The organism is Archangium sp. (assembly GCF_045802675.1).
Lineage (GTDB): Bacteria > Myxococcota > Myxococcia > Myxococcales > Myxococcaceae > Archangium.
Map to the genome: position 1 here is coordinate 1 of NZ_JBJMQO010000103.1, position 22,731 is coordinate 22,731.

Sequence of the window (22,731 nt, forward strand, 5' to 3'; positions counted from 1 at the left end):
CGGAACATGCTCAGGCCCCGGGGACGCCGCCCATGCCGCCGGAGAGCCAGATGCTTCCGAGGGACTGGTTGTACTCCTCGTAGACGCGCCGCCAGTTGGTGGTATCGGCGGGGGCCTGGTTCACCTGGACGGAGCCATCCTCCTGCGAGCGGGTGAGGAAGCGGACCTCCTCGGGGCGCACGTAGTCGAGCAGCTCGGCGGAGTGGGTGGCGAGGACGACCTGGACGGGCGTTTTACCAATCTCACCGGTGGTCATCTTGCGCAGCATCTGGATGAGCTCATCGAGGAGATAGGGGTGCAGGGCCCGCTCGGGCTCCTCGATGGTGATGAGGTCCACCTGGGGGTTCTGGTGCTGGAGCACGATGAAGGCCAGCAGCAGCATCGTGCCATCGGAGACCTGGTCGGGTGTGAGCCAGAGGTCGGGCTTCCAGCGATCCTGGAAGCGAAGCCGGTGCTGTCCTGCGGAAGTGGGCTGGAGGTCCACATCGCTGAACATCGGAACGAGCCGGCACAGTTCCCGGGCGACAGCGGCTTGCTGTTGGCGTGAGAGGGACGCGAAGACGTTGGTGAGATTGTGTCCGCTGCGCGTGAGTCTTTGCGCGAGTTCCAGCGTGTTTTGCTGACGGAGAGCTGTCAGATCGAAGGCGAGTGTTTGATACGGGTGACGATTGGCGTAGGTGGAACGGCTAAATGGAAATCCCCTATCAGATACGGCGTGTGGGCCGGCCTTGAGTTTCAGGGGATCGTTGTCCGTGTCGTAATCCCAATCGATGGAGACGGTTTGTGAGGTGTCCTGCTGCCAGAAGTCAGAGGGCGCTAGGACGCTGCGCCCGTAGGCTTGCAGCCCGTCCAACACCGTCGTCTTTCCGGACGAGTTGGGACCCACGAGCACCGTCAGGGGCTCGAGCGTCAGCTCCATGTCCCGCAGGCAGCGGAAGTTCTTGAAGTGCACCTTGCGAATCACGGGCACACCTTAACAGTCTCGGAGCCTCGGGGCTCCGGGCTTCACGTGGCCGTGTCGCACGGGCCTCACACCGTCGGCATGGGCGGAATCGGGGGCAGGGGCGGCTCGTTCCGCCCGGGCTCCTGCGCCTCCAGCGAGCCCAGCCCGCGCAGCGCGTGCGGCTCGTGGGCGCGCTCGTCTTGCTCCAGGCGCTCGAACTCCACGGGGTCGTGCGCGCAGAAGACGGTGACGTCCCGGTCGTGCCGGCGCACCAGCTCGCGCAGCCGCTCCTGGTTGAGCCGGCGCAGCCGCCCGTCCTTCTGCATCAGCTCCTGGTAGGCCCACAGCCCCGGCGTGCACCGCGGGTGCTCGGGGTTCATCTCCTCGTGGTAGAAGTACGCGTCTCCGGCGTGCAGCAGCCAGCCGTTGGCCTGCTGGATGGCCACGCCCGCGTGCCCCAGCGTGTGCCCCACCAGCGGCACCAGCAGAATCTCCGGCGGCAGCCCCTCGAGCTCCCTCACGCACTCGAAGCCGAACCAGCGCTCGCCCCCGCGCGGCATCGCGTACGTCACCCAGTGCGGCTGCGTGCTCCACTGCCTCGGACGGAAGCGGCGCTTGTCCAGCCAGGTCGCCTGCGCCACCGCCGCCTCGGCCTCCGCCGCCATCACGTGCACCCGCGCCGTCGGGAAGTCGTCGAGGCCCCCCGCATGGTCGAAGTCCAGGTGCGTCAGCACGATGTGCCGCACGTCCTCGGGCTTGAAGCCCAGGCGCTCTATCTGCCGCACCGCCGTCATCTCCTCGTGCAGCTGCGGCCGGCACAGGTAGTCCAGGAAGAAGGGGCTGAGGCGCGGCCTCGGGTTGCGCACGTCCTCGAGCCCGAAGCCCGAGTCCACCAGCACCAGCCCCTGGTCCGTCTCCAGCAGCAGGCAGTGGCACACCAGCGCCGCCGGCGTTCCCTTGAGATGGCTGCGCCCATCCATCAGCGGGCCACCCGGTGGGCACATCGTCACGCAATTCAAATGGTGGACACGCATCCCCCTGCTCCCTTTCCCCCGGCGGAGCCCGGGGCCTCGTTCGCCGCAAAAGGTGGGGTGTGGACACGGGGTGGGCCAGGGGCCGGGGGTCTGGAGGCGCTCGGCCGGACGGCGGCTCTCCGGACGGCCGTGAGGGCCGCGGGGGCCCCGTGACTCAGCCCGGCTTCTCCGCGCGGCTCTTCAGTCCCGCGACGAAGCCCTGGAAGGCGCTGGTCATGTCGGGGATGGAGCCGCCGATCAGCGCGAGCATCGGCCCGCTGAACACCTCGTGCAGCGTGAACTCGACGCCGTTGCCCTGGGGCGCCAGCGTGAACGTGCGCACGCCCTTGAAGAGCCCCAGCGGCATGCCCCCCGTCCAGGTCATCTTCTGGTTCGGCACGAACTCCGTCACCTTCACCGGGAAGGCGCGGCCCGGGCTGAGCTTCGTGAAGGCCTTGAGCTTCTCGCCCGGCGCGATGCGGCCTTCAATCTTGTCGCAGGACGGGTCCCACTGGGGCCACGAGCCCCCATCGGTGAGCACCGCCCAGATTCGCTCGGGGGACGCCTGAATGGTCGTGCTGGCCTTGTACTCTTTCATGTGATGCTCTCCTGGGGCCCGGCCGTCAGTCCGGGAAGAACAGCGGCTCGCGCGTGGCCACGAAGTCCGAGATGGCCGAGGCCACCTCCGGCGGCAGGTGCGTGAACTTCACCCCGAGCCCCGGCATCAGCTCGGGCGTCTTGTCGTTCACCTCGCGCGTCCAGTGCACCACCCCGGACACCTTCATCGGCCGCCCTCCCGGCAGCGTCACGTCCAGGTCCACGCTCGTCCCGCGCGGCACCGTCTGCACCGTCGCCACGAAGAGGCCGCCCTCGCCAATGTCCGTCGCGAAGCCCGTGTAGAAGTTCGAGTCGCTGCTCCGGTGGACGCTCGCCTGCATCCGCACGCGCGAGGCCCGCGCCCCCAGGGGGCTCGGCTCCGGAAGGGTGAGGTTCTCCTGCTGCGCCCTCGCTCCCGGACGCTCCGGGGCCGGCTGCCTCGGCCGCGCCTGCTGCGACCGGGCCGCTCGCTCGGCTGCCTCGCGCTCGCGCTGCGCCCTGGCCGCCGCCTCCGCCGAGCGCTTCAGTCCCGCTTCCGCCTCGCTCAGCTCCTGCTGCGCCCGCGTGTTGAGCTGCTGCAGCTGCTGCAGGGCCGCCTGGGCCTCTTGCGCGGCCTGGCGCCGGGTTTCCAAGGCCTCGTGACGCGCCGCCAGCGCCCGCTCCCGGGCCTCCTCCGTGGCGCCCGTGTTCCCCGAGGCCGACTCGAGCCGCGCCGCCGCTCCGCGCACGTGCTCGTCACTCCGGCGCTCGGCGGGCACCCGCGCCACCTGCTGCCGCAGCTCCCGCAGCCGGTGCGAGAGCGACTCGGACTCCGCGGCCGCGCGCTGCAGCTGCTCCGCGAGCCGAGCCTCCTGGCTGGCCTGCTCGGCCTCGGCGCGCGTGAGCTCGGTCTCTCGGGAGGGCGGATGGGACGGGGAGGGGGACGGCGCGTTCATCTCGGCCGCCCACTCTAGCGCGCTCCCCAGGGGCCGACGAGTGGGGAAGGCCCACACAGCCGGGCTCCCCGGGCACACGGCCGGACTCCCAGTACCCTCACCCCGACCCTCTCCCGGAGGGCGAGGGAGAGGAGGGCTCAGTCCGCGCCCTTGATGCAGGCGATGGGCTTGAGGCGCTTGTCCACCTTGGCCAGGCCCGCCATCTCCACCGTGTCGAGCACGTCGTCGAGGTTCTTGTAGCAGGGCCCCGACTCGTCCAGCGGGGTGGTGCGCGTGTTGAGCAGGATGCCGGCCTCGCTCATGCGCCGGTCCGTCTCCGACTGGTTGAGCACCCGCCGCGCCTCGCCGCGCGACAGCCTGCGCCCCGCGCCGTGGTTCACCGAGTAGATGGACGCCTCGGCCCCCTCTTGCGCGAAGAGGATGGCGCTGCCCGTCTCCATCGAGCCCGGGATGAGGATGGGGTGCCCCGTCTTCTCCCACTGCGTCTTGCGCAGCGCGGGGTGCCCGCCCGGGAAGGCCCGCGTCGCGCCCTTGCGCGCCACGAACTTGCCCGCCTCCTTCTGGATGAGGTTGTGCGAAATCTCGTAGTAGATGTCCGCCGTCCCGCCGAACACCTCCTCGAGCGCCGCGCACACCGCCTCGCCGATGATGAGCCGGTTGGCCACCGCGAAGTTGGCCGCCATGTTGTGCAGGTTCCAGTACTCGCGCCCCAGCCGGCTCTCCGCGTCCAGCCAGATGAAGTCCTCGCTGCGCTTGCCCAGCCCCAGCTCCGCCGCGCCCTCGAGGAAGTAGTGCTTGGCGATGTTCCACCCGAAGCCGCGGCTGCCCGTGTGCAGCATCACCCACACGCGCCCGTCCTCGTCCACCTGCATCTCGGTGAAGTGGTTGCCGCCCCCGAGGCTCCCCAGCTGGTCGCGCTTGTCGTAGGCGCGCTCGGGGATGTCCACCCGGTCATCCTCCACCGGGATGAAGTCGCGCTCGGTGGTGGACGCGGTGCGGCCCAGGGCCTTGGCGCCGTGGCGCACCACCTCGGCGAACGTACGCGCGTTGATGCTCCGCTGCTTCTGCGCCCGCGAGGCTCCCACGCCCACCGCAATCCGCTTCGTCACCTCGTCGATCCACTGGCGGCGCTTGGCCTTGTCGGCCACGTCCTCGGCGGTGAGCGTCGTCTTGAGCTGCACCATGCCGCAGCCGATGTCGTAGCCCGCGGCCGTGGGCAGGAGGATGCCGTCCGTCTCCACCACCGTGCCGATGGGCACGCCGTAACCCACGTGGCAGTCGGGCGTCACCGCCACCCGCGTCACCCCCGGGAACGAGGCCGCGTTGACTACCTGATCGAACACGCCCTCTTCGAGGCCGGGCAGCTCGGCGCCCTCGCCCCACAGCAGCTTGTCCGAGAGGAACAGGTGGGCATCCACCCGCATCGTCTTGGTCTTCGGCAGGACGTAGTGCCCCTCGGCGACCTTCTCCAACCTTTGCGTCCAGCTCATGGCCATTTCCCCCTGGGAGTATTCAACCGCTGGCAGCGACGGAAGCGTCCTCTGGAAGCTGACGGACAAAGCAGGCGGACGGGCATGCGAACGGCCAACGGCCGGTAGGCAGGGATTGTCTGGCGCTGGGCACCCGCAGTTGCCCCTTCACTGAAGAATTCCCATTCCTACTGGCGGAGCTTCAAGGGGGTAGGGAGATGGGGATTCTCGGAGCGTTGCTGGTGGCCATGACCGTGAACGCGGGACCCGTCGAGGTGAAGACGGCGCCGGTGTTCAACCCGTCCATCTGCGGCAAGAAGCGCGTGGACGCATGCGGCTGCCACCATGTCTATGGCGTGCGCCACTGCCACCCCAAGCGCAAGAGCGAGCACTGCGAGTCGATGGCCTGGTTCAACGACGCCAACGACAAGAAGGCCTCGAGCTTCGAGGAGCTCTTCTCCACCGAGCCCGACTCCGAGTCCACCGAGCAGGAGCAGCAGGACTCGGCCACGCTCTGAGCCGGGCGCCGCGCCGTCCTCTCTGAACGAAGTCCTCCGCGTCCGCCGTGGCGCTGACGCGGAGCGTCTGCTCACCGCCCCTCCGGATGGTGTTGCGCTTCCTCATGCTCGTGCACTGGCTGGGCCTGCCGTTCTCCGGCGGCATGAGGGTGTTCGCCGGGATGCGCCTCGCCGGGCGCGTTCCGCCGTCCTGTTGAAGCACCCCGCCGACCCTCGGGCGTCACGGGCCGCTCGGGATGCTTGAAGGCGCGAGAAGCCACGTGCTAGCGACTCGGCCCCTGCGCATCTCGCGCGAGGAGGGGTCTCATGATTCGTGGTCTGCATGGGTTGTTCTATTCGTCCGAGCCGGAAGCCGCCCGCACGTTCCTGCGCGACAAGCTGAAGCTGCCGTACTCGGACGTGGGCGAGGGCTGGCTCATCTTCGACCTCCCCGAGGGCGACCTCGGCATCCACCCCACCGATCCGGGCCAGGCCGGCGGCGGCCATGACGTCTCGTTCTACTGCGATGACCTCCCCGGTACCGTGGCCGACCTGAAGTCCCGCGGCGTCGAGTTCGACGGGGACATCGCCGACCACGGCTACGGCCTGGTGACGTACTTCCGCATCCCCGGCGGCCTGCGCGTCCAGCTCTATGAGCCGCGCTACCAGAAGCGCTCCGCACAGGCTCCGCGCAAGGTGGCCAAGAAGGCCGCGAAGACGGCGAAGACGGCCGTGAAGAAGGCCGCCGCCAAGGCGAAGACGGCCGTGAAGAAGGTCGCCGCCAAGGCGAAGCGCGTGGTGGGCAAGGCGAAGCCCGCGGCGAAGCGTGGCTCCACGGCGAAGCGCGGCCGGTAACTCAGCCGCGGCTCCAACCCGGGGGCCGCGTTCCCCTCACCCCGTCCCTCTCCCGGCGGGCGAGGGGAGATCAGCCCTCGGGAGTCACCGTCACTTCGAGCGTGAACTCGCGCGACATCACCCGCTCGATGTCGTCCACCTCGTAGGCCGTGAGTGGCGTGCGCGAGGACACCACCAGCCAGCGCGTCCCCGGCGCCGCCCTCACCGCCAGCGTGTTCCCCGACAACCTGCGCACCTCGGCCGGCGAGGGCTGCGGCGCCACCGGTGCGGCCGGCGCCGGAGGCAAGGCCAGACGTCCCGGCACGTTCGCCTGCCGCGTGTGCAGCTCCACCATGTCCCGCTGCGGCTCGGGGATTCGCGAGGGCGGCCGAGGCTCCGGCGGAGGAATGTGCACCGCCTCGCGGTAGGGCGCGTACGTGGGCGACAGCCGCTCCAGTGCCTTCGCCACCTCGTTGTCCCTTGGATCCAGCTCCAGCGCCACCTTCAACGCCGCCCGCGCCCGCGCCTCGCACCCCAGTTGCAAGAGCAGCTCCGCCGCCGTCCGGTACGAGCAGATCGCCTTCTTCCGGTCTCCCGCCCGTCTCCACGCCTCGGCGTGGCGCACGTACAGGTGCGGATCCCTCGGCTCCAGCTCGAGCAGCTTCCCGTAGGTGCGCGCGCACTCGGCGAACTTCCGCCGCGTGTACAGGTCCAGCGCCTGTTCCTTCAGCTCCCGCACTCCCATCACCACCCCCGGCGCCGCCCCGAGAACCACTTTCGCCAGCCCTGTCCCTCCAGGGGTACAAGCATGGGCTGTGCCGGGAAACACCCGCGCCCTGGCGCTCCTCTCGTGGACGCACCGTCTCCCCCGCATCACTCGCCGTGTTCGCCTTCCGCCACCCCGAGGCCACTCCCTCCGCCTGGCCGGAGTAAAACCCTTCTTCCCCGCCCAGCCCGGCTTCTCGGTCCCTGTAAGAAAGGCGGACAGCCCCGCCTCCGGCTGTAAATCCCGTCAGGCCCTCCCCCATGTCCGACGCCTCCTCGCTCGCCCGCCTCTTCGTGCCCCACCTGCGGCCCTCCGCCCGGGCCTGTGCGGCGCTGCCCTCGCTGGAGACGGTGCTCCGCCCAGGTGCTCGCCCAGGCCCGCGCGTCCTGGCCCCGGGTGCGGCCCGAGCGCGGCCCTGCGCCGAGCGCCTCCAGTTGTCCGCGGGCGAGCTGCACAGCCTCCTGCGCGACGTGCCCGGGGAGCTCGACCAGAGCCTCTCGGTGCTCCTCGCCAGCCAGCGCTGAGAGAGGGGCCCGCGACTTTTTTTCGCGCCGCCGTGCAACACCGCGCGGACCCGGGCAAAAGGCGGAAGAAACACAGAGGAGCTACCCATGCACATGAAGAACCTGAGGGCGGTGATCGCGGTCCTGGCGGTGACGGTGTCTGGCGCGGAGGCGGGCGCGGAGCCGGCGGCCCCCGCTCCGGCGCGGCAGAAGGCCGGGCTCCCCGCCCCCGAGGAGACGTTCACCCTCAAGCCGGGCGAGAAGAAGGAGCTGCCGGTGAAGGACCTCACCCGCGTCGCGGTGGGGGACCCGGAGGTGGCCGACATCGCCGTCGATGGCAAGGGCGGGGCGGTGCTCCACATCACCGGAGGCAAGCCGGGCGAGACGACGCTGCTGGTGTGGACGAAGGACGGAGCGCGCAAGGCATACAAGCTCGTCGTCCAGGGCTGAGCCGGGGTGGGGTGGCTTCCCGTCGCGGGGCGCGCCTGCGACAATTCCCCCACCATGTCCCTGGAATCGCGGTTCCGCGCGCCGGACGGGTGCCCGGACGAGAACGTGCTCGCGGGTTTCGCCTCCGGCGCGCTGTCCCATGAGGACACGCCGGAGGTGGAGCGGCACCTGGACGGATGCGCCGCGTGCCGGGAGCTGGTGGCGGTGGTGGCGGGCGAGGCCTCGGGGCCCGGCGGCTCGAGCGCGCCCACGCGGTTGGACACGGGCACTCCGACGCTGCCCATGAGCCCCGAGTCCCCCGCGCTGAAGCCAGGGGACAAGGTGGGCCGCTACGTCGTCGAGGGGCTGCTCGGCGAGGGCGGGATGGGCGTGGTGTACGCGGCGAGGGACCCGGGGCTGGGGCGCACGGTGGCGCTCAAGCTGCTGCGCCCTGGCGGCGGGGACGAGGGCCGGGTGAGGCTGGTGCGCGAGGCGCAGGCGATGGCGCGGCTGTCCCACCCCAACGTGCTGCCGCTCTTCGAGCTGGGGACGGAAGGCGAGACCGTCTTCCTCGCGATGGAGCGGGTGGAGGGCCCCACGCTGGCGGCGTGGCTGCGCGAGCGCGAGCGGCCGTGGCGCGAGGTACTGGCGCTCTTCCTCCAGGCGGGCGAGGGACTGGCGGCGGCGCACCGTGCGGGGCTGGTGCACCGGGACTTCAAGGCGGCCAACGTGCTGGTGGGAGCGGACGGGCGGCCGCGGGTGACGGACTTCGGGCTGGTGCGGCACGAGGCGGGAGCCAGTGGAGGCGCCGAGGCAGGCCGCGGAGAGGAAGCGGAGGCGCTCACCCGGGCGGGCGTGGTGCCGGGGACGCCCGCGTACATGTCCCCCGAGCAGCACGCGGGCCGCGAGGTGGACGCGCGCGGGGACCAGTTCAGCTACTGCGTGGCGCTGCACGAGGCGCTGTACGGCGTGCGGCCCTTCGACGCGCGGGCGAGGGGCGAGGCGCGCTGGAAGCGGGTGCCGGTGCCGGGGAGCGTCCGGCTGCCGGGGCCGGTGAAGGCGGCGCTCGAGCGGGGGCTGGCGTTGGAGCCGGGGGGGCGCTTCGCCTCGATGGACACGCTGCTGGCGGAGCTGGGCCGGCCGCCGGGTTCTCGCTGGGGCCCGGTGGCGGCGGTGGTGGTGGGGGCGGGGCTGCTGCTGGCGGGAGCGGACGTGGTGACGTGGCGGACGCGCGAGCCGCCGGTGGTGACGGCGACGATGCCCGAGGCCGTGCCCCTCACGCTCGAAATGGGCTCGCGGTACGAAATCAAGGTGCCCGGGGTGCGGCGCGTGGCGGTGGGCACGGTGGGCGTGGTGGAGGTGCGGGTGGTGGGGGGCGAGACGCTGAGCCTCGAGCCCGAGGGCCCCGGCACCATCACGATGCTGCTGTGGATGAAGGACGGTCCCCGCCGGACGTACACGGTGACGGTGCGCCCGCGCTGAGTCGACGGGACGACGAAGCCCGAGCCCTCCCGGGCGCGTGGTGGGGAGCCCCCCTTTACGGGCGCGTGGGAGCGGGGACTATCGTTGGAGTCCTCTCGTTGCGGAGGGCCGAGCCTTGCGCTCCATTCAATCCCTGGCGTCCTGGCGGTGGTGTCTTCTGGCGGTGTTCACGGTGGGCTGCGCGCACTCGGGGGCGGGCACGGCGGCTCCGGCCGCGTCGGCTTCCACCGTCACCGAGGCGCCCGTGGCGAAGGCGGAGGCCAGTGGACCCGAGGCCCGGCGGCGCAAGGAGCAGAAGGTGCGCCGGCTGATGGCGCTGACGGGGGCGGAGGACGCGGGCAAGCAGATGCTGGACATGATGACGGAGCAATTCGCGCACATGCCGCACATCCCCAAGGGCTTCATGGAGAAGTTCCGCGAGGTGGCCGCGGAGCAGTCCATGGTGGACATGCTGGTGCCGGTGTACATGAAGCACCTGCAGGAGGAGGACCTGGACGCGGCCATCGCCTTCCACGAGTCCCCCGCGGGCAGGCGCTTCCTCGCGGCGCAGCCCCAGGTGCTGGAGGAGGCGAAGGACGTGGGCGAGAAGTGGGGCGTGAGGCTCGCCGAGCAGACGCTGCGGGAGCTCGCGGAGGACGAGCGGCGGCCCCAGCCCGCGAGCCACGAGGGCCAGCAGCTGTAGGGCCGCTACGACAGCAGGAACAGGGCGCTGGCGCTGGCGATGGGCTTGGAGCGGTCCTCCTGCCAGGCCTGCACCTGCAGGTTGGCCACGCGCCGGCCGAGCCGCGTGATGCTCGCCTTGGCCAGCGTGTCCTGAGGTTTGCCCGAGCGCAGGAAGTCCACGGTGATGCTGATGATTTTGGGCACGCGCTCCTCCTGGGTGCGCAGGAGCAGCTCGAAGATGGCGGCGGACTCCATCAGCCCGCCGAGCGTGCCCCCGTGCAGCGCGGGGATGGAGCTGTTGCCAATCAGCATGGGCGCGTAGCGCATGCGGCAGAGCACCTCGCCGGTGGTGTTCTCCACGCCGATGCCCAGAAAGCGCGTGTAGGGGATGACGTCGGTCAGCAGCCGGTAGTCGCCGGACTGGCGCACCTGGCGCAGGAGCTCGGCGACGCGGGGGGACGTGCCCGGGGGCGTGCTCTGCATGGCTCTCAGTCCTCCACGATGATGAAGGTGCCCTGCGCCGAGGCCACCGGGTTGCCGGGGTCCCCGTGGTGCGCGAGCGCTCGCACGAAGGCCACCGCGCGCGTGAGCTTGTAGCACTCGGCGCGGGCGAGCAGCTCCTCGCCGGGCGTGGCGGGGTGCAGGTAGTCGATGCGCAAATCCAACGTGGCGATGCGGGCCAGGCGCGCCAGCTTCATGAAGACGGCGATGCCGCACGTGGCGTCGATGAGCGTCGTCACCGCGCCGCCGTGCAGCACGCCCGTCTCGGGGTTGCCCACCAGCTTCTCCGAGTAGGGCAGCCGCAGCGTGGCCTCCTCCGGCCCGACGTCCACCACGCTCAACCCCAGCTCGCGGTTGTGCGGGACGGAGTCGTTCATGAAGCGATCGATGTTCTCGATCATCTGCCGCTTGTCGGAGGGGAACGCGTCGTCGCTGGCCATGCGGAGACGGGGGATAACAGCTTCTCAGGGCCGGCGCAGCAGACGCCAGCGGCCGTCGCGGCCCACCTCGTGCCACGCCGAGTCATTCACGGGTGCACCCTCCGCGACGAAGGCCACGCGGGCCTCCGAGGGACCTCCAGGCGCGAGTCCCGCCCCCAACCCGGTGAGGCGCCACGGAGACCAGCGCCGCTCCACGGCGAACGCGGCCACGGTGGTCCACTCGGCGCGAGGGGACACCACCAGCACGGAGGCCCCGGGAGGCACGTCCGCGAGCTGGGCCGCCAGCGCTCCCGAGGCGGGGCACGGTGGGGGAAACAGCAGCCGTCCCGCGCCCGCCGCCGAGGCCCCCAGCACCACCAGGGCGAGCCCCGCCAGCACGAGCCGGGCCTTCCGTGCGCGCCCGGGCGAGGCGAGCCGGGCCTCCAGCCACGGGCCCACGCCCACGCCCACGAGCATGGCCAGCAGCGGGAAGACGACGAGCGAGTGATTCCACACCTTGCGTCCCGGGATGCAGAGCGCGGTGAGGACGAAGAGGCTCGCGAGCAGCAGCACGCGGGCGGAGCGGCGGACACCGGCCTCATCCCGAGTGCCCTCGGGGAGCAGCGAGCGGAAGGCGCGAGCGGGCCGGCCGAGCGCGAGCACCCCCCCGGTGGCGAGCAGCGGCAACCCGGGCCAGAAGCGGCTGACGACGGTCCTCCACGGGAGGTACCAGGAGAGCTGTCCGTCGGTGCGCTCGCCGGAGGCGGAGGCGAGGACCTGATGGCGCACATAGCCCTCCCACCAGTCGGCGTGGGTGACGAGGAAGAGCACGGTGGGCACGGTGGCGGCGAGGCCCACGAGGGAGCCAATGACAAACACCTTCCAGGAGCGCTCGACGAGGGCGCGGGCCACGGTGGCACCGGCGAAGGGCAGCAGGCCGAAGGGCCCCTTCACGGCACAGGCGCCAGCGGCGAGCACCCCACAGACAAACCAATCGCGAGCACGCGGCACGCCGAGCAACACGGGCAGGGCGGAGGCGGTGGAGAGCAGGAGGAGGAGGGGCTCGAGGAAGGGGTGGCCGCCGCGGATGAAGAAGCCATCGGGGAAGGCGAGCACCAGCATGGCGGTGGCGCCGGCCCACGTCCCGGCGGCGCGGCGGGCGACGGCGCTGGTGAGCAGCAGGGTGCCCAGGGAGAAGAGCGCGCACAGGGGGCGCAGGGCGGGCTCGCCGAAGAGGCGGATGACGAGGGCGAAGGGCCAGAAGCCGAAGGGCAGGTGCTCGAAGAAGCGCGGGTGGACGTCGGGGAGGTAGCGCAGGGAGAGCCACGCGCCGTCCTCGACCATGTGGCGCGAGACGACCTGATAGAGCTGCGAGTCCCCGAGGTCGCTATGGGGCCACCAGGTGGCGCTGGTGAGGCCGAGGAAGACGAGCGCGGCCCACGCAAGGGGACCGGGCTGGCGCGAGGGAGCGGGGGAGGACATCGGGGCAGGGCCCTCATACCGCAGTGCCTCGGGGCTGTCCCCTGGGGGCGAGCGGGGAACCCGGCCGCGCCCGCTTCCTTCCCCTGGAGGCATTCGAGCAGGGAAGATGGCCCGGACGAGCCCCCTCCCGGCTCGATTTTCCCGCAACTGGTCCGATGGTCGTACCAGTCCGCGCCAAACGCGACCGGGAGTCTCCCCGGAGTGCGCCTATGACCACCGATGAGTTCGTGGAGCTCCTGCTGGCGCCGCCGGAGCGATGGGCGTTGGTGAAGCGGTTCGTGGCGCATTGGCACGAGCCGCTGCGGGAGGGGCAGGGGTACGCGGCCTCGGAGCTCGACGCGGCCGAGCGGCGGCTGGGCTTCCCACTGCCGGTGGCCCTGCGCGAGTGGTACCAGCTCGCGGGCCAGCGAAGAGCGCGGGCCCCACCCACGGGTACATGGCCACGCCCAGCCACACGAGCTGGATGAGCGAGGCGAGGTGGGGCTGGCCCAAATCCTTCAACGCAGGCTCACGGCACGCGTCCGCTCACTTCTCGATTTCGATGCAGGCGTGCTCCGGCCGGACCTTGCCGTTCTCGACCAGCGCGCCGCACACCTTGGTGCCGTCCTTGAACTTCTCGCCAGGCGGATTGAAATCGACCCAGACCCGGCCGACACCGCACTTGGCGTGCCCGGTGTCGGAGTACTTCTTGCCGCTCGCGTAGGTGCCCCAGACCTTGAAGTCCGCGTTGCAGGTGTAGTTCTTGATGTCGATCGACGCCTGGATGCTCTTGACGGACGTGCTCTCGCCTTCCACCGACGTGCAGAGCAGCGCCGGATCGGTGCGCAGATTGGTTCCGGTGCAGCCTTGCGAACTGGCGAAGGCCACGGGGGCGGTCATCAGCAATCCACCCAGCAGCACGGCAGTGGAGGCACCTGTTGCTAGGACCCGGCTCGACTTGTTCGTCATGACCGTTCACTCCTCGGAGAGCCGGTGCGCGAATGCCGTCCGGAGTCGGATGAGAACTGCCATCACTGGCATTCCGGCCGATTCTCCCAACCAACGATGAACGAATGGATGACCCGATGAACCCGTGGTCAATGAGCAATTTTATCGCGGGTCAGCGAGTTGTCCGAGAAGGCGCCTGTCCATTGGAGCGTATTCCCCCACGAGTCAGGTGCCCCACGCTGTTTCACTTTGAGTAACAGACATTCTCACGCAGTCCTTCCTTCGGCTTCTCGTCGCCGCGGCCGTACCCGCCCATGCCCCGAGCCAGCGATCGAGGGCACGCGCATCACCTGGCGCATGGACACGGCCGGAGCCTCTACCCCCGGGGGCCTGGCTGACACCTGTGGCGCAAGTCCTCCACGAGCGCGGGCGGATCGCCTTGGCGCAGGGCGGAGAGTCCCGCCTCGAAGTCCGCGCGGGCCCCGGTGAGGTCACCCATCCGCTCGCGCAGCACGCCGCGGTCGCGCAGCAGCTCCGCGTCCACCGGTTCTCCTTCCTTCGCGGAAGCGGCGAGCGCGTCGGTGAGGTCCTTCACCGCCTCCGCCAGCCGCCCGAGCTTCCCGCGCCCGGTGGCCCGCTGGTGCAACAGCCAGGGATTGCCGGGGTCCTCGGCAATGGCAAGCGTCCAATCGCGCTCGGCGTCGGCGAGCCGGCCGAGCACCTCGAGGGACTCGGCGCGCTTCATGTGCAGCACGAGCGCCTGGCGGTAGCGGCCCCGGGCCTCGAGTGCATCGAAGTCCGCGACGGCCTCGGCGTGGCGGCCGAGCTGCGCGAGCACGAGGGCGCGGTAGAGCTGCGCGGTCGCATGGCCGGGGGCCATCTCCAGGACGCGCTCGAACCAGGGCAGGGCCTCGGCGGGCGAGCGGCCCCAGATGCCGAGCGTCTGTCCCATCTCCAGCAGCACGCGCGCCTGCCGGGGGTACGTCTCGACGAGCTGGCGCATGCGCGAGAGCGCCTCCTCGTAGCGTCCGGTGCGCCGCAGCCGGTCCACCCCGCGCAGCAGCTCGGTGAGCTCTGGCGGCCACGCCTCGCGCCCGTTGTGCTCCGTCATCCCTTTCCTTCCGTCACGGGGCGCATCCTACGCGAGGCCTCGGAAACACTGCCGCAGTGCGGCACCCCACGCTCCGGGTGAAGCGGCCCCGCCTCCCAGGGAGTGCCGTCGTTGTCGCGTATTTGCAATCGGGTTATTTTGCAGGCCAACGAATCGCGGCCCGTGCCCCGGCTCGTCCCCCCTTCATGCTCCGATTGCCTCGCGCCGCGCGCGCCCTCGTCCGCTCCTGCACCACTGCCCTGCTCTGCTGTGCCCTCCCGGTAGAGGCCGGACAGGAAGCCGAGGCGGAGTGCCCCGTCTCCGAAATCCCGCCACCGCCGGACACGGAGTCCCCGGAGTCCGAGTCCGAGCGTGAAGGCTCCGGCTCCCCGGGCACTCGTGGCGAGACGCGGGTGAAGTCCACGCACCTGGCCAAGCCGTTGCTGCCGGCCTCGCGCGTGGGCTCGGAGGTGACACGCGAGGAGCTGTCCCGCCGTCCCGCGCGCTCCACGCCCGAGGCGCTCCTGGAGGAGGAGGGCGTCTTCTTGCAGCGCACCAACCACGCGGGCGGTGCTCCCGTCATCCGCGGCCTGCTCGGCCATCAGGTGCTCATCCTCGTGGACGGCGTGCGCCTCAACAACGCCATTACCCGCGCGGGCCCCAACCAATCGCTCAACACCATCGACCCGTTCCTCATCGAGCGGCTCGAGGTGGTGCGTGGCCCGTCCTCGGTGCTCTACGGCTCGGATGCGCTGGGCGGCATCGTCAACGTGCACACGCTCACGCCGCGCTTCGACTCCGAGGGCGAGAGTCCCCTCCACGCCACGCTGCGGACGCAGGGCGGGAGCGCGGACCGGAGCCTCCAGGGAAGCCTGTTGCTCGGCACGCGGCTGCGCTCCACGGCGGTGCTCGGCGTGGTGACGGGGCGGGACTTCAATGACTTGCACGGCGGCGCGGACGTCGGCGTCCAGCGCTACACGGGCTACACGGAGTACGACGCGGCGGTGAAGGCGCGCCAGCGATTGGCCCCCGGCTCCATCCTGCTGGTGCAGTACCAGGCCACGCGCCAGGGCGACGCGCCGCGCACGGACCGCTCGGTGCCCGGCGACTTCCGCGTCTTCTCGCTGCAGGAGCGCGACTTCCTCCAGGGCCAGCTCACGGTGGCCTCGGCGGGGCCCCTGCGCCGCATCCGCGTGGACGCGAGCGCCCTGCGTCAGGGCGAGCGCTCCGACCGCTTCCGCGTCTCGAGAGATCGCATCGAGCGCGAGGACTCGAACGTGTGGACGCTCGGCCTGCGCGCCGAGGGCGAATTGCCCCTCGCGTGGCAGGAGGCGAGCCTGCGCGTGGGGGCGGAGGCCTTCCACGACAAGGTGACGGGCAGTGCCACCCGGGGCGCCATCCTCGTGCCGGGGGACTTCTCTCCGCGGCCGGAGCTGGACCGATACCCCGGCTCGCCCACGTCGCTGGCGGCGGGCCTCTTCGGCCTCTTCCAGTTGGACCTCGGGGAGAGTGCGACGGGGCACGCGGGCGCGCGGGTGCAATTCCACCGCACGCACCTGCCCGCGGACGACCGGCTGGCGTTGCTCTTCCCCGGCGGCCCCGAGCTGCCCGAGGGCACGGCGCGCGCGCTGGGCGTGGCGGGCGAAGTGGGCTTCCAGCAGCGGGCGGGCGAGGACCTCACGCTCTTCGCGAATCTCGGCACGGGCTTCCGCGCGCCGAACGTGGACGACTACCTGCGCCTGGGCGCCGAGGGCCCGGGCTACGTGCTCCCCAGCCGCGAGCTGTCTCCCGAGTACTCGTACACGGGGGAGCTCGGCGGGCGCTTCCAGCGGGGCGAGGTGGCGCGGGTGCAGGCCGTCTACGCCTACACCTTCATCGACGACATGGTGACGACGACGCCCACCGAGCTCAACGGCGAGGCGCGCACGCCGGACGGGCTCATCTACCTGGCGCGGCAGAACGCGGACAGCGCGCGGGTGCACTCGGTGGAGCTCTCCGCGCAGGTGAAGCCGGTGCGCTCGGTGACGCTGCTGGCGCAGGCGGCGTGGGTGCACTCCGCGCAGACGCGGGTGAATCCGCTGGAGCCCGAGGCCCCGCCCGAGACGGAGCCGCTGTCCAAGTCTCCGCCGCTCAACGGGCTGGTGCGCGCCACGTGGGAGCCGGTGGACTTCGCCTTCGTGGAGGGCGTGGTGCAGTGGGCGGCGGCGCAGGAGCGGCTGAGCGCGGCGGACCGCGAGGACATCCGCATCTGCCCGGAGTCGCCCGGCTGCCGGGGCACACCGGGGTGGGCGGCGGTGCACCTGCGGGCCGGAGCGCGCTGGCGCTCACTGGCCGCGAGTCTGGAGCTGCGCAACCTCACCGATGCCTCGTACCGCTCCCACGCCTCGGGGGTGGATGCGCCGGGCCGCTCGGTGACGCTCTCGCTGGAGGCGAGCCTGTGAGCAAAGGATGGATGTGGGCCGTGGTGCTCGGGGTGCTGGGGTGCCACTCGGGCCTGGGCGAGCCATGCGACGCGCGGACGCCGTGCCCCGAGGGCCTGGTGTGCGGCGTGCCTCCGTTGCCCAAGGGAGGCCTGGAGGACCCGAAGGGCGTCTGTGATGACCCGCTGAAGGCCGAGGGCGAGCCGTGCTCCCAGGCCGCCGAGTGCGAGGCGCGCCTCACGTGCTCCACCCACTTCGAGGCCAACACGCGCTACGGCCAGTGCGTGCCGAGGCGGGGCTCGGGCGAGGCGTGCTTCCAGGACCGCGACTGCCTGACGAAGTGCGAGGGCGCGAGCGGCACGGCGCTCGACGGCAGCTGCGCGGGCTGAGCGGCGCGCTCCTCCCACGAGCAGCAAGCTCCCGCTGAACGAAGAAGGGGCCCGGACGCGTGGTCCGGACCCCTCTCACTTCAGAGCGCGAGGCTCAGCTCAGGGCGTGAGCTCCCACACCGAGCGGCCGAAGGTGGCGGCGCGCACGAGGCTCGAGTCCGGGAGGATCTCGATGTCCGTCACGTTCACCAGCGGCATGCCCGTGCCGAAGCGCGTCCACGAGGCGCCCGCGTCCGTGGAGCGGTACACGCCCAGGTGCGTGGCGGCGTAGAGCGTGGTGCTGCTGCCCGGGTCGATGGAGATCTGGTTCACCGGCACGCCGGCGGGCAGACCGTTCTCGATGGCCGTCCAGGAGACGCCGAAGTCCGTGGACTTCCAGGCGTGCGACTTGGTCGCGTCCGGCGCCACCGAGGTCACGTACACCGTGTTCGGGTTGGTCGGGTCGAACGCCACGCTGCTCATGCTCAGGCCGTTGTTGGGCGTGGTGGTGGCCAGCGTCCAGCTCGTGCCGCCGTTGTTGGACAGCATCACGCGGCCGCCGCTGGCCACGAAGCCCAGCACGCTGCCGTTGCTGTGCGCCGCGCCCACGCCGCGGATGAAGATGCCGCTGGGGATGCCGGTGATGCCCAGCGCCGTCCACGAGGTGCCGAAGTTGGTGGACTTGTACACCTTGGTGTTCGAGAAGGTGAAGACGGTGTTGCCCGTCGTGTCACCCGTCCAGCGCGCCAGCACCGTGGTGAAGGGCGCCGTGGAGCTGTTGTTGCTCTCGGTGATGCCGGTGGCCGACGCCGCCCAGGTCAGGCCGCCGTCGGTGCTCTTCTGGATGCGGTCGTAGTAGAGCGAGCCGAGCATCAGCTTGGCGTTGGTCGGGTGGATGGCGCAGCCGAAGCCGTCTCCGCCGATCTCCTGGTTGAACACGCTCGAGGCCGCCGAGCGCACGCGGGTGCCGTTGTCCTGCAGGCCCACGATGACGGCGTTGCGGTCCCCGCCCGAGGAGCCCACGTCGTAGATGAGGTGCGAGGCGATGCCCACGTTCAGGCTGTCGCTGAAGGTGGTGCCCGCGTCGGCCGACACGAACATGCCGCCGTCGGTGCCCACGTACAGCTTGCCGCCCGCCATGGTGGCCGCGTGGAAGTCCGCGTGCACGTACGGCAGGCTGAACTGCGCCAGCCAGTTGGAGATCTGCTTGAAGGTCGAGCCACCGTCGCTCGTCTTCGCCATGTGCAGCGCGCCGCCGAAGTACACCGTGTTCGGGTCCGTGGGGCTCACCACCACGGCCTGGTTGTACCAGCCCTGGGTGTTGAGCAGCTGGCCCAGCGTGCTCGCCTCGGTGTTGCGGTTGCTGTAGCGCTTGCCCGCCGCGCTCAGCGCCACCCAGGTGCTGCCGCCGTCGGTGGACTTGTAGATTTCCTGCAGGTCACCGGCGTGGTTGCCCGCCTCGGCGTAGACGATGCTCGGGTTGGAGGGGGCCGCGGCCAGCGTCATGCGCTCGAGGCTCGCCGTGCCCGACACCGTGGCGCCGGTGGCGCGCGTCCACGTGGCGCCCGAGTCGTTGCTCACCCAGATCTGCCCCTGGGTGTTGCCGCTGGTGAAGGAGGGCTCGGCCTCGAGCGTGGCCACGAACCTGGTGGGGCCCGTCTGCGCCAGGCTCCAGGCGGCCGGCGCCTCGGTGAAGCCGGTGGCCTGGGTCGTCTTGGTCCAGGAGGCGCCCGCGTCCACCGAGCGGAAGATGCCCTTGTTGGTGGTGGCCAGCACGATGTTGCTGTTGGTGGTGGCGACCTTGATGTCGGTGATGGAGGTGGAGTCACCCAGGTACACCGGGGCCATCCACGTGGCGCCGCCGTCGGTGGACTTCACCAGGCCGATGCCCGTGCCGTCGAAGGGGTCACCCAGGCCGAGGTACACCGTCTGGCTGTTGTTGGGGTCCAGCGCCACGGTGCCCACGGACAGGCTGCCCAGGGACTCGGTGAGCGGGGTCCAGGTGGTGCCGCCGTTGGTGGTCTTCCAGAGGCCACCGCCGGAGAAGGCCGTGTAGATGACGCTGGTGTTGGTCGGGTCCACCACGATGGTGTTCACGCGGCCCGCGTCCGTCTTCACCAGCTTGCTGCTGCCGTTCTCGATGTAGTCGGCCTTGGTGGGGCCGATGTTCACCCAGGTGGAGCCGGTGGCGGCGATGGTGGCGTTGGGGTTCGTCACCGCGGTGATGGTGGTGGCGGTGCCGGGCAGCTGCGAGGCGTACTTCGCGCGCTCCTTGGCCGCCGCGTCATTCATGAAGCGCTGGAACGCCGGGGTCCAGGGACCGCCCTTGGCGCGGGGGCTGGCCGCCTTCTGGCTGTACGTCTCGTTGTACCACTGGTCCATCGCCTGGCGGCGCGCCGTGGCGTCATCGGCGTCGTGGTCCCGCTCGGCGTGGGCGGCGTACACGGGGGCCAGGGTCACGGCCAACGCCGCGGCGAACATCCGATGCCAGTTCTTCTGGGAACGCATCACACAGCTCCTTACTTGCCTGGAATTCTTCCAAGCTTCGATTTTCGGTTCTGACACGATTCGCGACTTCTTGGCAAGTAAGAAAACAGGATTGCTGGAATATAGATGAAATTACGTAATCGCTGATCTCTCCAGAGGACCTCCGGACTCCCTCGGTGGCCACGGCCTTCTGTCCCCTTCCCGACGGCGGGCGGACCGGGGTTTCACTGCCAGGGGAACCGCTATTTTCTCAGGGAGTGAGAAGCGCGGTTTTTCCGATTCCGGTCTGGCTGGCTATACTGCCGCCCCCATGAAAACCCCCCTCTTCGTCGTCGCCGCCGGAATGCTGATCGCCCCCGCGGCCCTCGCGCAGTCGTCTTCCGAGGATGAGTCCGCGGCCGAGCAGCGCCGCAACAGCATGGATCGCTTCTTCGTGCTCTCGGAGAGCGCGGCGGTGCCGCCCACGGACGTGCGGGCGGAGACGTCGGGCGATGCCACGTCGCAGTCGGGCGAGGATCAGGCGGGAGGCCTGGGCGTGTCGCAGCGGGTGGAGTTCGTGATCATCAAGGGGCTGTCGCTGCGCGCGGGAGCGGAGCTGCGCAACACGGGCAACGGCTTCACGCCGAGCGCGCAGGCGAAGTACCAGTTCCTCAACCAGAAGCAGCACGGGGTGAATCTGTCGGGAGGCCTGCGCTACAAGCAGGTGGGCTTCCAGTCCGACGGCGGCGAGATGGAGGGGGTGGTGGCGGCGGGCCGGCGCTGGGGCCAGGTGCTGGGCACGGCGAACCTGGTGGTGGGCACGGAGCTGGGGCAGCCCGAGGGAGACATCGAGGGCCACGTGGGCCTGGGCTACCTGCTCACGGAGAACCTGGTGGTGGGCCTGAACACGCGCTACCAGCACGAGTTCGAGACGGAGAAGGTGGGCAAGCACCCGGGCCGCGAGTTCGAGCTGATGAGCGGCGCGATGGTGGGCTACAACTGGAACATCGTGGATGTGTCGCTGCTGGGTGGCTACTACATGCCGCGCGCGACCGAGAGCAGCGGGCCGCTGGCCATGCTGCGCGTGGGCCTCAACTTCTGAGTCGCAGTGGCCGTGCGGTGCGTCGAGGAGGGGCGGCCGGGCCCCTCCTCCGTGCCGTGCGGGTAGCAGCGAGCGGAGCCGCGCGAGGTAGCGCCAGGCTGGCTCTATAGCCCTCCCCGGAGCACGGGAAGGGCGTCCCGGGCCTCACATGGGAGGCAGGGGCAACCGTGACTGGCGCTTCCCCCGGGCAGGCGGACGTCCGCTCCTGGCCCGCTATCCGAGTGCACGCGCCATCCCCACCGTGAGGACAGCGAGCGGCCCCGGAGGTTCTCCGGTGGGCGCGTCTCGGGGGGAGGGGAACGTCATGAGGACCTGGCCGGGTTGGCGGTGGCTCGTCGTGTGGTGGGGCGTCGTCTGCGGCGTGCTCGCGGGCTGCGGCGGTGACGAGGTGCAGTCCCAGTTGCGCTTCATCCACGCGTCACCGGACCTGCCAGCGGTGGATGTCTACGTGGAAGGCCAGGGGCAGCCCCTCTTCACCCACGTGGCCTATGGGACGACCACCGAGGAGCGCCCCGTCTCCAGTTCCTCCTCCACGCTCGTCCTGCAACTGCGCCCGGCGGGGAGCGGGACGGAGGTGCCGCCCCTCCACGGCAGTCAGCCCATCACCCTGGGCGAGGGGGCCCACGTCACCGCCGTGGCCGCGGGGTTGTCGGGGGCGAGCACCTCCGAGGCGGCCCTGCGCATCCTGCCCGTCATGGAGTCCTTCACTCCGCCCGCCCCGGGCATGGTCCGCGTGCGCCTCCTCCATGCGAGCGCGGATGCGCCCACGCTGGACATCGACACGGACAGCGACGGTAGCGCCGAGGTCCGGGAGCTGGCCCGCTTCTCGGACTCTGGCGCGGCCGGCTTGGAGCTGCCAGCGGTAGCGCCTCTGCGTTTCGCGCTCCACAGCGAGGATCCCCGCACCCAGGCGGTGGCCTTCACCCTGCCGGCGCTCCCGGAGGGAAGCGAGGTGCTCGTCGTGCTCTCGGGGCTGCTCTCCGCCGCGCCGCGCCTCGCCGAGGGCATCTCGCTGCTCGTCGCGGGGGGCACGGCGCCCCAGGCCCGCATCAGGCCAGACCCGGTGGTGTACCTCCTGAATGCCTCCGAGGAGGCGGGCCAGCTGGATGTCTTCCTGGGGGCGGACGAGCAGGCGGGCCAGGTGGGCTTCGGCGAGCTGTCGTCTCCCATCGCCGTCTCGCCGGGGGTGGAGACCCTGGACGTGTTCACCGCCAGCCCCACCCGCGTCCGCCCGGGGGTGCCGCCGTTGCTCTCCCAATCCACCGCGACGTTGATGTCCGGTGAGCGCTACCTCCTCATCGCCTCGGGGGACCCGGAGGACGCCGAGACCGGCCGCTCCACCTTCCTCCTGCGGCCCTACGCCGAGGGGTTCGCCGAGGACCCCGACCAGGCGCGGCTGCGCTTCATCCACGCGTCCGCGAGCGCGCCCGTGCTGGATGCCTCACCGCTCGACGAGAGCGCGCGCCTGCCGAGCGAGGCCGTCTTCGACGACGTGGCCTACACCGAGGACTCTCCGCCCGAGGGACAGCCGGTGCCCACCCTCGAGTTCACCCTGGGCGTGCGCTCGGCGGTCCTGGCCACGGACTCGCCTCCGACACGCTTCGACATCACCCCGGCGCCGGTGGAGGGAGAGGGCCTCTTCGGCGTGCTCGCGGGGACGTTCCGCTCTGGCGATGACAGCCAGTTGCGGCTCCTGCTGGTGGAGACGGCCACCACGCCGTGGTCGGTACGGGTGCTCACCCCGAGGCCCGGTGGGGAGTGAGTGCGCGTGGGCCTCAACTTCTGAGTCGCAGTGGCTGGGCGGTGCGTCGAGGAGGGGCGGCCG

General features: G+C 70.9%; 23 protein-coding genes. 11 read left to right on the plus strand and 12 right to left on the minus strand.

From position 1 onward, the window contains the following. Nucleotides 1-10: 10 nt before the first annotated feature. The 5 genes from ACJ8AN_RS29330 to ACJ8AN_RS29350 form a co-directional block, all read right to left on the minus strand. Nucleotides 11-964: an AAA family ATPase gene (locus ACJ8AN_RS29330; RefSeq protein WP_407758810.1), complete on the minus strand. Its 954-nt coding sequence runs from the start codon at nucleotides 962-964 to the stop codon at nucleotides 11-13. Between the two features lie 65 nt (nucleotides 965-1,029). After that, nucleotides 1,030-1,977 carry an MBL fold metallo-hydrolase gene (locus tag ACJ8AN_RS29335; protein ID WP_407758811.1) on the minus strand — a complete coding sequence of 316 codons (948 nt, stop codon included), beginning with the start codon at nucleotides 1,975-1,977 and terminating at the stop codon, nucleotides 1,030-1,032. Nucleotides 1,978-2,131: 154 nt separating this feature from the next. Beyond that, nucleotides 2,132-2,554 (minus strand): SRPBCC family protein, encoded by a 423-nt coding sequence (locus ACJ8AN_RS29340; protein ID WP_407758812.1) that lies wholly within the window; start codon nucleotides 2,552-2,554, stop codon nucleotides 2,132-2,134. A 25-nt stretch (nucleotides 2,555-2,579) separates the two neighbouring features. After that, nucleotides 2,580-3,488 (minus strand): TIGR02266 family protein, encoded by a 909-nt coding sequence (locus ACJ8AN_RS29345; protein WP_407758813.1) that lies wholly within the window; start codon nucleotides 3,486-3,488, stop codon nucleotides 2,580-2,582. A gap of 137 nt (nucleotides 3,489-3,625) precedes the next feature. Beyond that, nucleotides 3,626-4,978 (minus strand): RtcB family protein, encoded by a 1,353-nt coding sequence (locus ACJ8AN_RS29350; RefSeq protein ID WP_407758814.1) that lies wholly within the window; start codon nucleotides 4,976-4,978, stop codon nucleotides 3,626-3,628. 197 nt (nucleotides 4,979-5,175) lie between these two features. Between ACJ8AN_RS29350 and ACJ8AN_RS29355 the strand changes: the two genes are divergently transcribed. Then, nucleotides 5,176-5,475 (plus strand): hypothetical protein, encoded by a 300-nt coding sequence (locus tag ACJ8AN_RS29355; RefSeq protein WP_407758815.1) that lies wholly within the window; start codon nucleotides 5,176-5,178, stop codon nucleotides 5,473-5,475. Between the two features lie 306 nt (nucleotides 5,476-5,781). Next, the gene (locus ACJ8AN_RS29360) at nucleotides 5,782-6,309 is read left to right on the plus strand and encodes a VOC family protein (RefSeq protein WP_407758816.1); all 528 of its coding nucleotides are present in this window, start codon (nucleotides 5,782-5,784) and stop codon (nucleotides 6,307-6,309) included. Nucleotides 6,310-6,379: 70 nt separating this feature from the next. On the opposite strand, the gene ACJ8AN_RS29365 is transcribed toward ACJ8AN_RS29360, so the two are convergent. Further along, the gene (locus ACJ8AN_RS29365; RefSeq protein ID WP_407758817.1) at nucleotides 6,380-7,033 is read right to left on the minus strand and encodes a tetratricopeptide repeat protein; all 654 of its coding nucleotides are present in this window, start codon (nucleotides 7,031-7,033) and stop codon (nucleotides 6,380-6,382) included. 281 nt (nucleotides 7,034-7,314) lie between these two features. Between ACJ8AN_RS29365 and ACJ8AN_RS29370 the strand changes: the two genes are divergently transcribed. The 4 genes from ACJ8AN_RS29370 (at nucleotide 7,315) to ACJ8AN_RS29385 (ending at nucleotide 10,150) form a co-directional block, all read left to right on the plus strand. Further along, nucleotides 7,315-7,578: a hypothetical protein gene (locus tag ACJ8AN_RS29370; protein WP_407758818.1), complete on the plus strand. Its 264-nt coding sequence runs from the start codon at nucleotides 7,315-7,317 to the stop codon at nucleotides 7,576-7,578. Nucleotides 7,579-7,665: 87 nt separating this feature from the next. Continuing rightward, on the plus strand, nucleotides 7,666-8,007 hold the full coding sequence (locus tag ACJ8AN_RS29375) for a pilus assembly protein N-terminal domain-containing protein (RefSeq protein ID WP_407758819.1): 342 nt from the start codon (nucleotides 7,666-7,668) through the stop codon (nucleotides 8,005-8,007). Between the two features lie 54 nt (nucleotides 8,008-8,061). Beyond that, the gene (locus ACJ8AN_RS29380) at nucleotides 8,062-9,468 is read left to right on the plus strand and encodes a protein kinase domain-containing protein (RefSeq protein WP_407758820.1); all 1,407 of its coding nucleotides are present in this window, start codon (nucleotides 8,062-8,064) and stop codon (nucleotides 9,466-9,468) included. 115 nt (nucleotides 9,469-9,583) lie between these two features. Then, on the plus strand, nucleotides 9,584-10,150 hold the full coding sequence (locus ACJ8AN_RS29385; protein ID WP_407758821.1) for a DUF2059 domain-containing protein: 567 nt from the start codon (nucleotides 9,584-9,586) through the stop codon (nucleotides 10,148-10,150). 5 nt (nucleotides 10,151-10,155) lie between these two features. Here ACJ8AN_RS29385 and ACJ8AN_RS29390 read toward each other — a convergent pair whose 3' ends face one another. Genes ACJ8AN_RS29390 through ACJ8AN_RS29400 form a run of 3 tightly spaced genes read right to left on the minus strand, consistent with a single transcriptional unit; the run spans nucleotide 10,156 to nucleotide 12,533 of the window. After that, nucleotides 10,156-10,614: a PaaI family thioesterase gene (locus tag ACJ8AN_RS29390; protein WP_407758822.1), complete on the minus strand. Its 459-nt coding sequence runs from the start codon at nucleotides 10,612-10,614 to the stop codon at nucleotides 10,156-10,158. 5 nt (nucleotides 10,615-10,619) lie between these two features. Beyond that, nucleotides 10,620-11,072 carry a PaaI family thioesterase gene (locus tag ACJ8AN_RS29395; protein ID WP_407758823.1) on the minus strand — a complete coding sequence of 151 codons (453 nt, stop codon included), beginning with the start codon at nucleotides 11,070-11,072 and terminating at the stop codon, nucleotides 10,620-10,622. A gap of 24 nt (nucleotides 11,073-11,096) precedes the next feature. Continuing rightward, on the minus strand, nucleotides 11,097-12,533 hold the full coding sequence (locus ACJ8AN_RS29400) for an ArnT family glycosyltransferase (RefSeq protein WP_407758824.1): 1,437 nt from the start codon (nucleotides 12,531-12,533) through the stop codon (nucleotides 11,097-11,099). Between the two features lie 209 nt (nucleotides 12,534-12,742). Here ACJ8AN_RS29400 and ACJ8AN_RS29405 point away from each other — a divergent pair, with 209 nt between their 5' ends. Further along, nucleotides 12,743-13,000 carry an SMI1/KNR4 family protein gene (locus ACJ8AN_RS29405; protein WP_407758825.1) on the plus strand — a complete coding sequence of 86 codons (258 nt, stop codon included), beginning with the start codon at nucleotides 12,743-12,745 and terminating at the stop codon, nucleotides 12,998-13,000. Nucleotides 13,001-13,058: 58 nt separating this feature from the next. Here ACJ8AN_RS29405 and ACJ8AN_RS29410 read toward each other — a convergent pair whose 3' ends face one another. Continuing rightward, on the minus strand, nucleotides 13,059-13,481 hold the full coding sequence (locus tag ACJ8AN_RS29410; RefSeq protein ID WP_407758826.1) for a hypothetical protein: 423 nt from the start codon (nucleotides 13,479-13,481) through the stop codon (nucleotides 13,059-13,061). A 355-nt stretch (nucleotides 13,482-13,836) separates the two neighbouring features. Continuing rightward, complete coding sequence (locus ACJ8AN_RS29415) at nucleotides 13,837-14,571, minus strand: tetratricopeptide repeat protein (RefSeq protein ID WP_407758827.1); 735 nt, start codon at nucleotides 14,569-14,571, stop codon at nucleotides 13,837-13,839. A 392-nt stretch (nucleotides 14,572-14,963) separates the two neighbouring features. Between ACJ8AN_RS29415 and ACJ8AN_RS29420 the strand changes: the two genes are divergently transcribed. Together ACJ8AN_RS29420 and ACJ8AN_RS29425 are read left to right on the plus strand one after the other, a co-directional pair. Next, entirely contained in the window at nucleotides 14,964-16,991 is a 2,028-nt protein-coding gene (locus ACJ8AN_RS29420) for a TonB-dependent receptor (protein WP_407758828.1), read from the plus strand. Next, nucleotides 16,988-17,359: a hypothetical protein gene (locus ACJ8AN_RS29425; protein ID WP_407758829.1), complete on the plus strand. Its 372-nt coding sequence runs from the start codon at nucleotides 16,988-16,990 to the stop codon at nucleotides 17,357-17,359. The genes ACJ8AN_RS29420 and ACJ8AN_RS29425 overlap by 4 nt, the downstream gene beginning before the upstream one ends. A 99-nt stretch (nucleotides 17,360-17,458) precedes the next feature. On the opposite strand, the gene ACJ8AN_RS29430 is transcribed toward ACJ8AN_RS29425, so the two are convergent. Continuing rightward, nucleotides 17,459-19,846 (minus strand): WD40/YVTN/BNR-like repeat-containing protein, encoded by a 2,388-nt coding sequence (locus ACJ8AN_RS29430; RefSeq protein ID WP_407758830.1) that lies wholly within the window; start codon nucleotides 19,844-19,846, stop codon nucleotides 17,459-17,461. Between the two features lie 289 nt (nucleotides 19,847-20,135). Here ACJ8AN_RS29430 and ACJ8AN_RS29435 point away from each other — a divergent pair, with 289 nt between their 5' ends. Both ACJ8AN_RS29435 and ACJ8AN_RS29440 read left to right on the plus strand, forming a co-directional pair. Next, complete coding sequence (locus ACJ8AN_RS29435) at nucleotides 20,136-20,906, plus strand: hypothetical protein (protein WP_407758831.1); 771 nt, start codon at nucleotides 20,136-20,138, stop codon at nucleotides 20,904-20,906. 304 nt (nucleotides 20,907-21,210) lie between these two features. Continuing rightward, a complete protein-coding gene (locus ACJ8AN_RS29440) occupies nucleotides 21,211-22,668 on the plus strand; it encodes a DUF4397 domain-containing protein (RefSeq protein ID WP_407758832.1) in 1,458 nt (485 codons plus the stop codon). Nucleotides 22,669-22,731 lie beyond the last annotated feature (63 nt).

Coding starts and splice junctions, on each gene's coding strand:
- ACJ8AN_RS29335 (WP_407758811.1), bottom strand. CDS start 1,977: ATGCGTGTCCACCATTTGAATTGCGTGACGATGTGCCCACCGGGTGGC.
- ACJ8AN_RS29340 (WP_407758812.1), bottom strand. CDS start 2,554: ATGAAAGAGTACAAGGCCAGCACGACCATTCAGGCGTCCCCCGAGCGA.
- ACJ8AN_RS29345 (WP_407758813.1), bottom strand. CDS start 3,488: ATGAACGCGCCGTCCCCCTCCCCGTCCCATCCGCCCTCCCGAGAGACC.
- ACJ8AN_RS29350 (WP_407758814.1), bottom strand. CDS start 4,978: ATGAGCTGGACGCAAAGGTTGGAGAAGGTCGCCGAGGGGCACTACGTC.
- ACJ8AN_RS29355 (WP_407758815.1), top strand. CDS start 5,176: ATGGGGATTCTCGGAGCGTTGCTGGTGGCCATGACCGTGAACGCGGGA.
- ACJ8AN_RS29360 (WP_407758816.1), top strand. CDS start 5,782: ATGATTCGTGGTCTGCATGGGTTGTTCTATTCGTCCGAGCCGGAAGCC.
- ACJ8AN_RS29365 (WP_407758817.1), bottom strand. CDS start 7,033: ATGGGAGTGCGGGAGCTGAAGGAACAGGCGCTGGACCTGTACACGCGG.
- ACJ8AN_RS29370 (WP_407758818.1), top strand. CDS start 7,315: ATGTCCGACGCCTCCTCGCTCGCCCGCCTCTTCGTGCCCCACCTGCGG.
- ACJ8AN_RS29375 (WP_407758819.1), top strand. CDS start 7,666: ATGCACATGAAGAACCTGAGGGCGGTGATCGCGGTCCTGGCGGTGACG.
- ACJ8AN_RS29380 (WP_407758820.1), top strand. CDS start 8,062: ATGTCCCTGGAATCGCGGTTCCGCGCGCCGGACGGGTGCCCGGACGAG.
- ACJ8AN_RS29390 (WP_407758822.1), bottom strand. CDS start 10,614: ATGCAGAGCACGCCCCCGGGCACGTCCCCCCGCGTCGCCGAGCTCCTG.
- ACJ8AN_RS29395 (WP_407758823.1), bottom strand. CDS start 11,072: ATGGCCAGCGACGACGCGTTCCCCTCCGACAAGCGGCAGATGATCGAG.
- ACJ8AN_RS29400 (WP_407758824.1), bottom strand. CDS start 12,533: ATGTCCTCCCCCGCTCCCTCGCGCCAGCCCGGTCCCCTTGCGTGGGCC.
- ACJ8AN_RS29405 (WP_407758825.1), top strand. CDS start 12,743: ATGACCACCGATGAGTTCGTGGAGCTCCTGCTGGCGCCGCCGGAGCGA.
- ACJ8AN_RS29410 (WP_407758826.1), bottom strand. CDS start 13,481: ATGACGAACAAGTCGAGCCGGGTCCTAGCAACAGGTGCCTCCACTGCC.
- ACJ8AN_RS29415 (WP_407758827.1), bottom strand. CDS start 14,571: ATGACGGAGCACAACGGGCGCGAGGCGTGGCCGCCAGAGCTCACCGAG.
- ACJ8AN_RS29430 (WP_407758830.1), bottom strand. CDS start 19,846: ATGCGTTCCCAGAAGAACTGGCATCGGATGTTCGCCGCGGCGTTGGCC.
- ACJ8AN_RS29435 (WP_407758831.1), top strand. CDS start 20,136: ATGAAAACCCCCCTCTTCGTCGTCGCCGCCGGAATGCTGATCGCCCCC.
- ACJ8AN_RS29440 (WP_407758832.1), top strand. CDS start 21,211: ATGAGGACCTGGCCGGGTTGGCGGTGGCTCGTCGTGTGGTGGGGCGTC.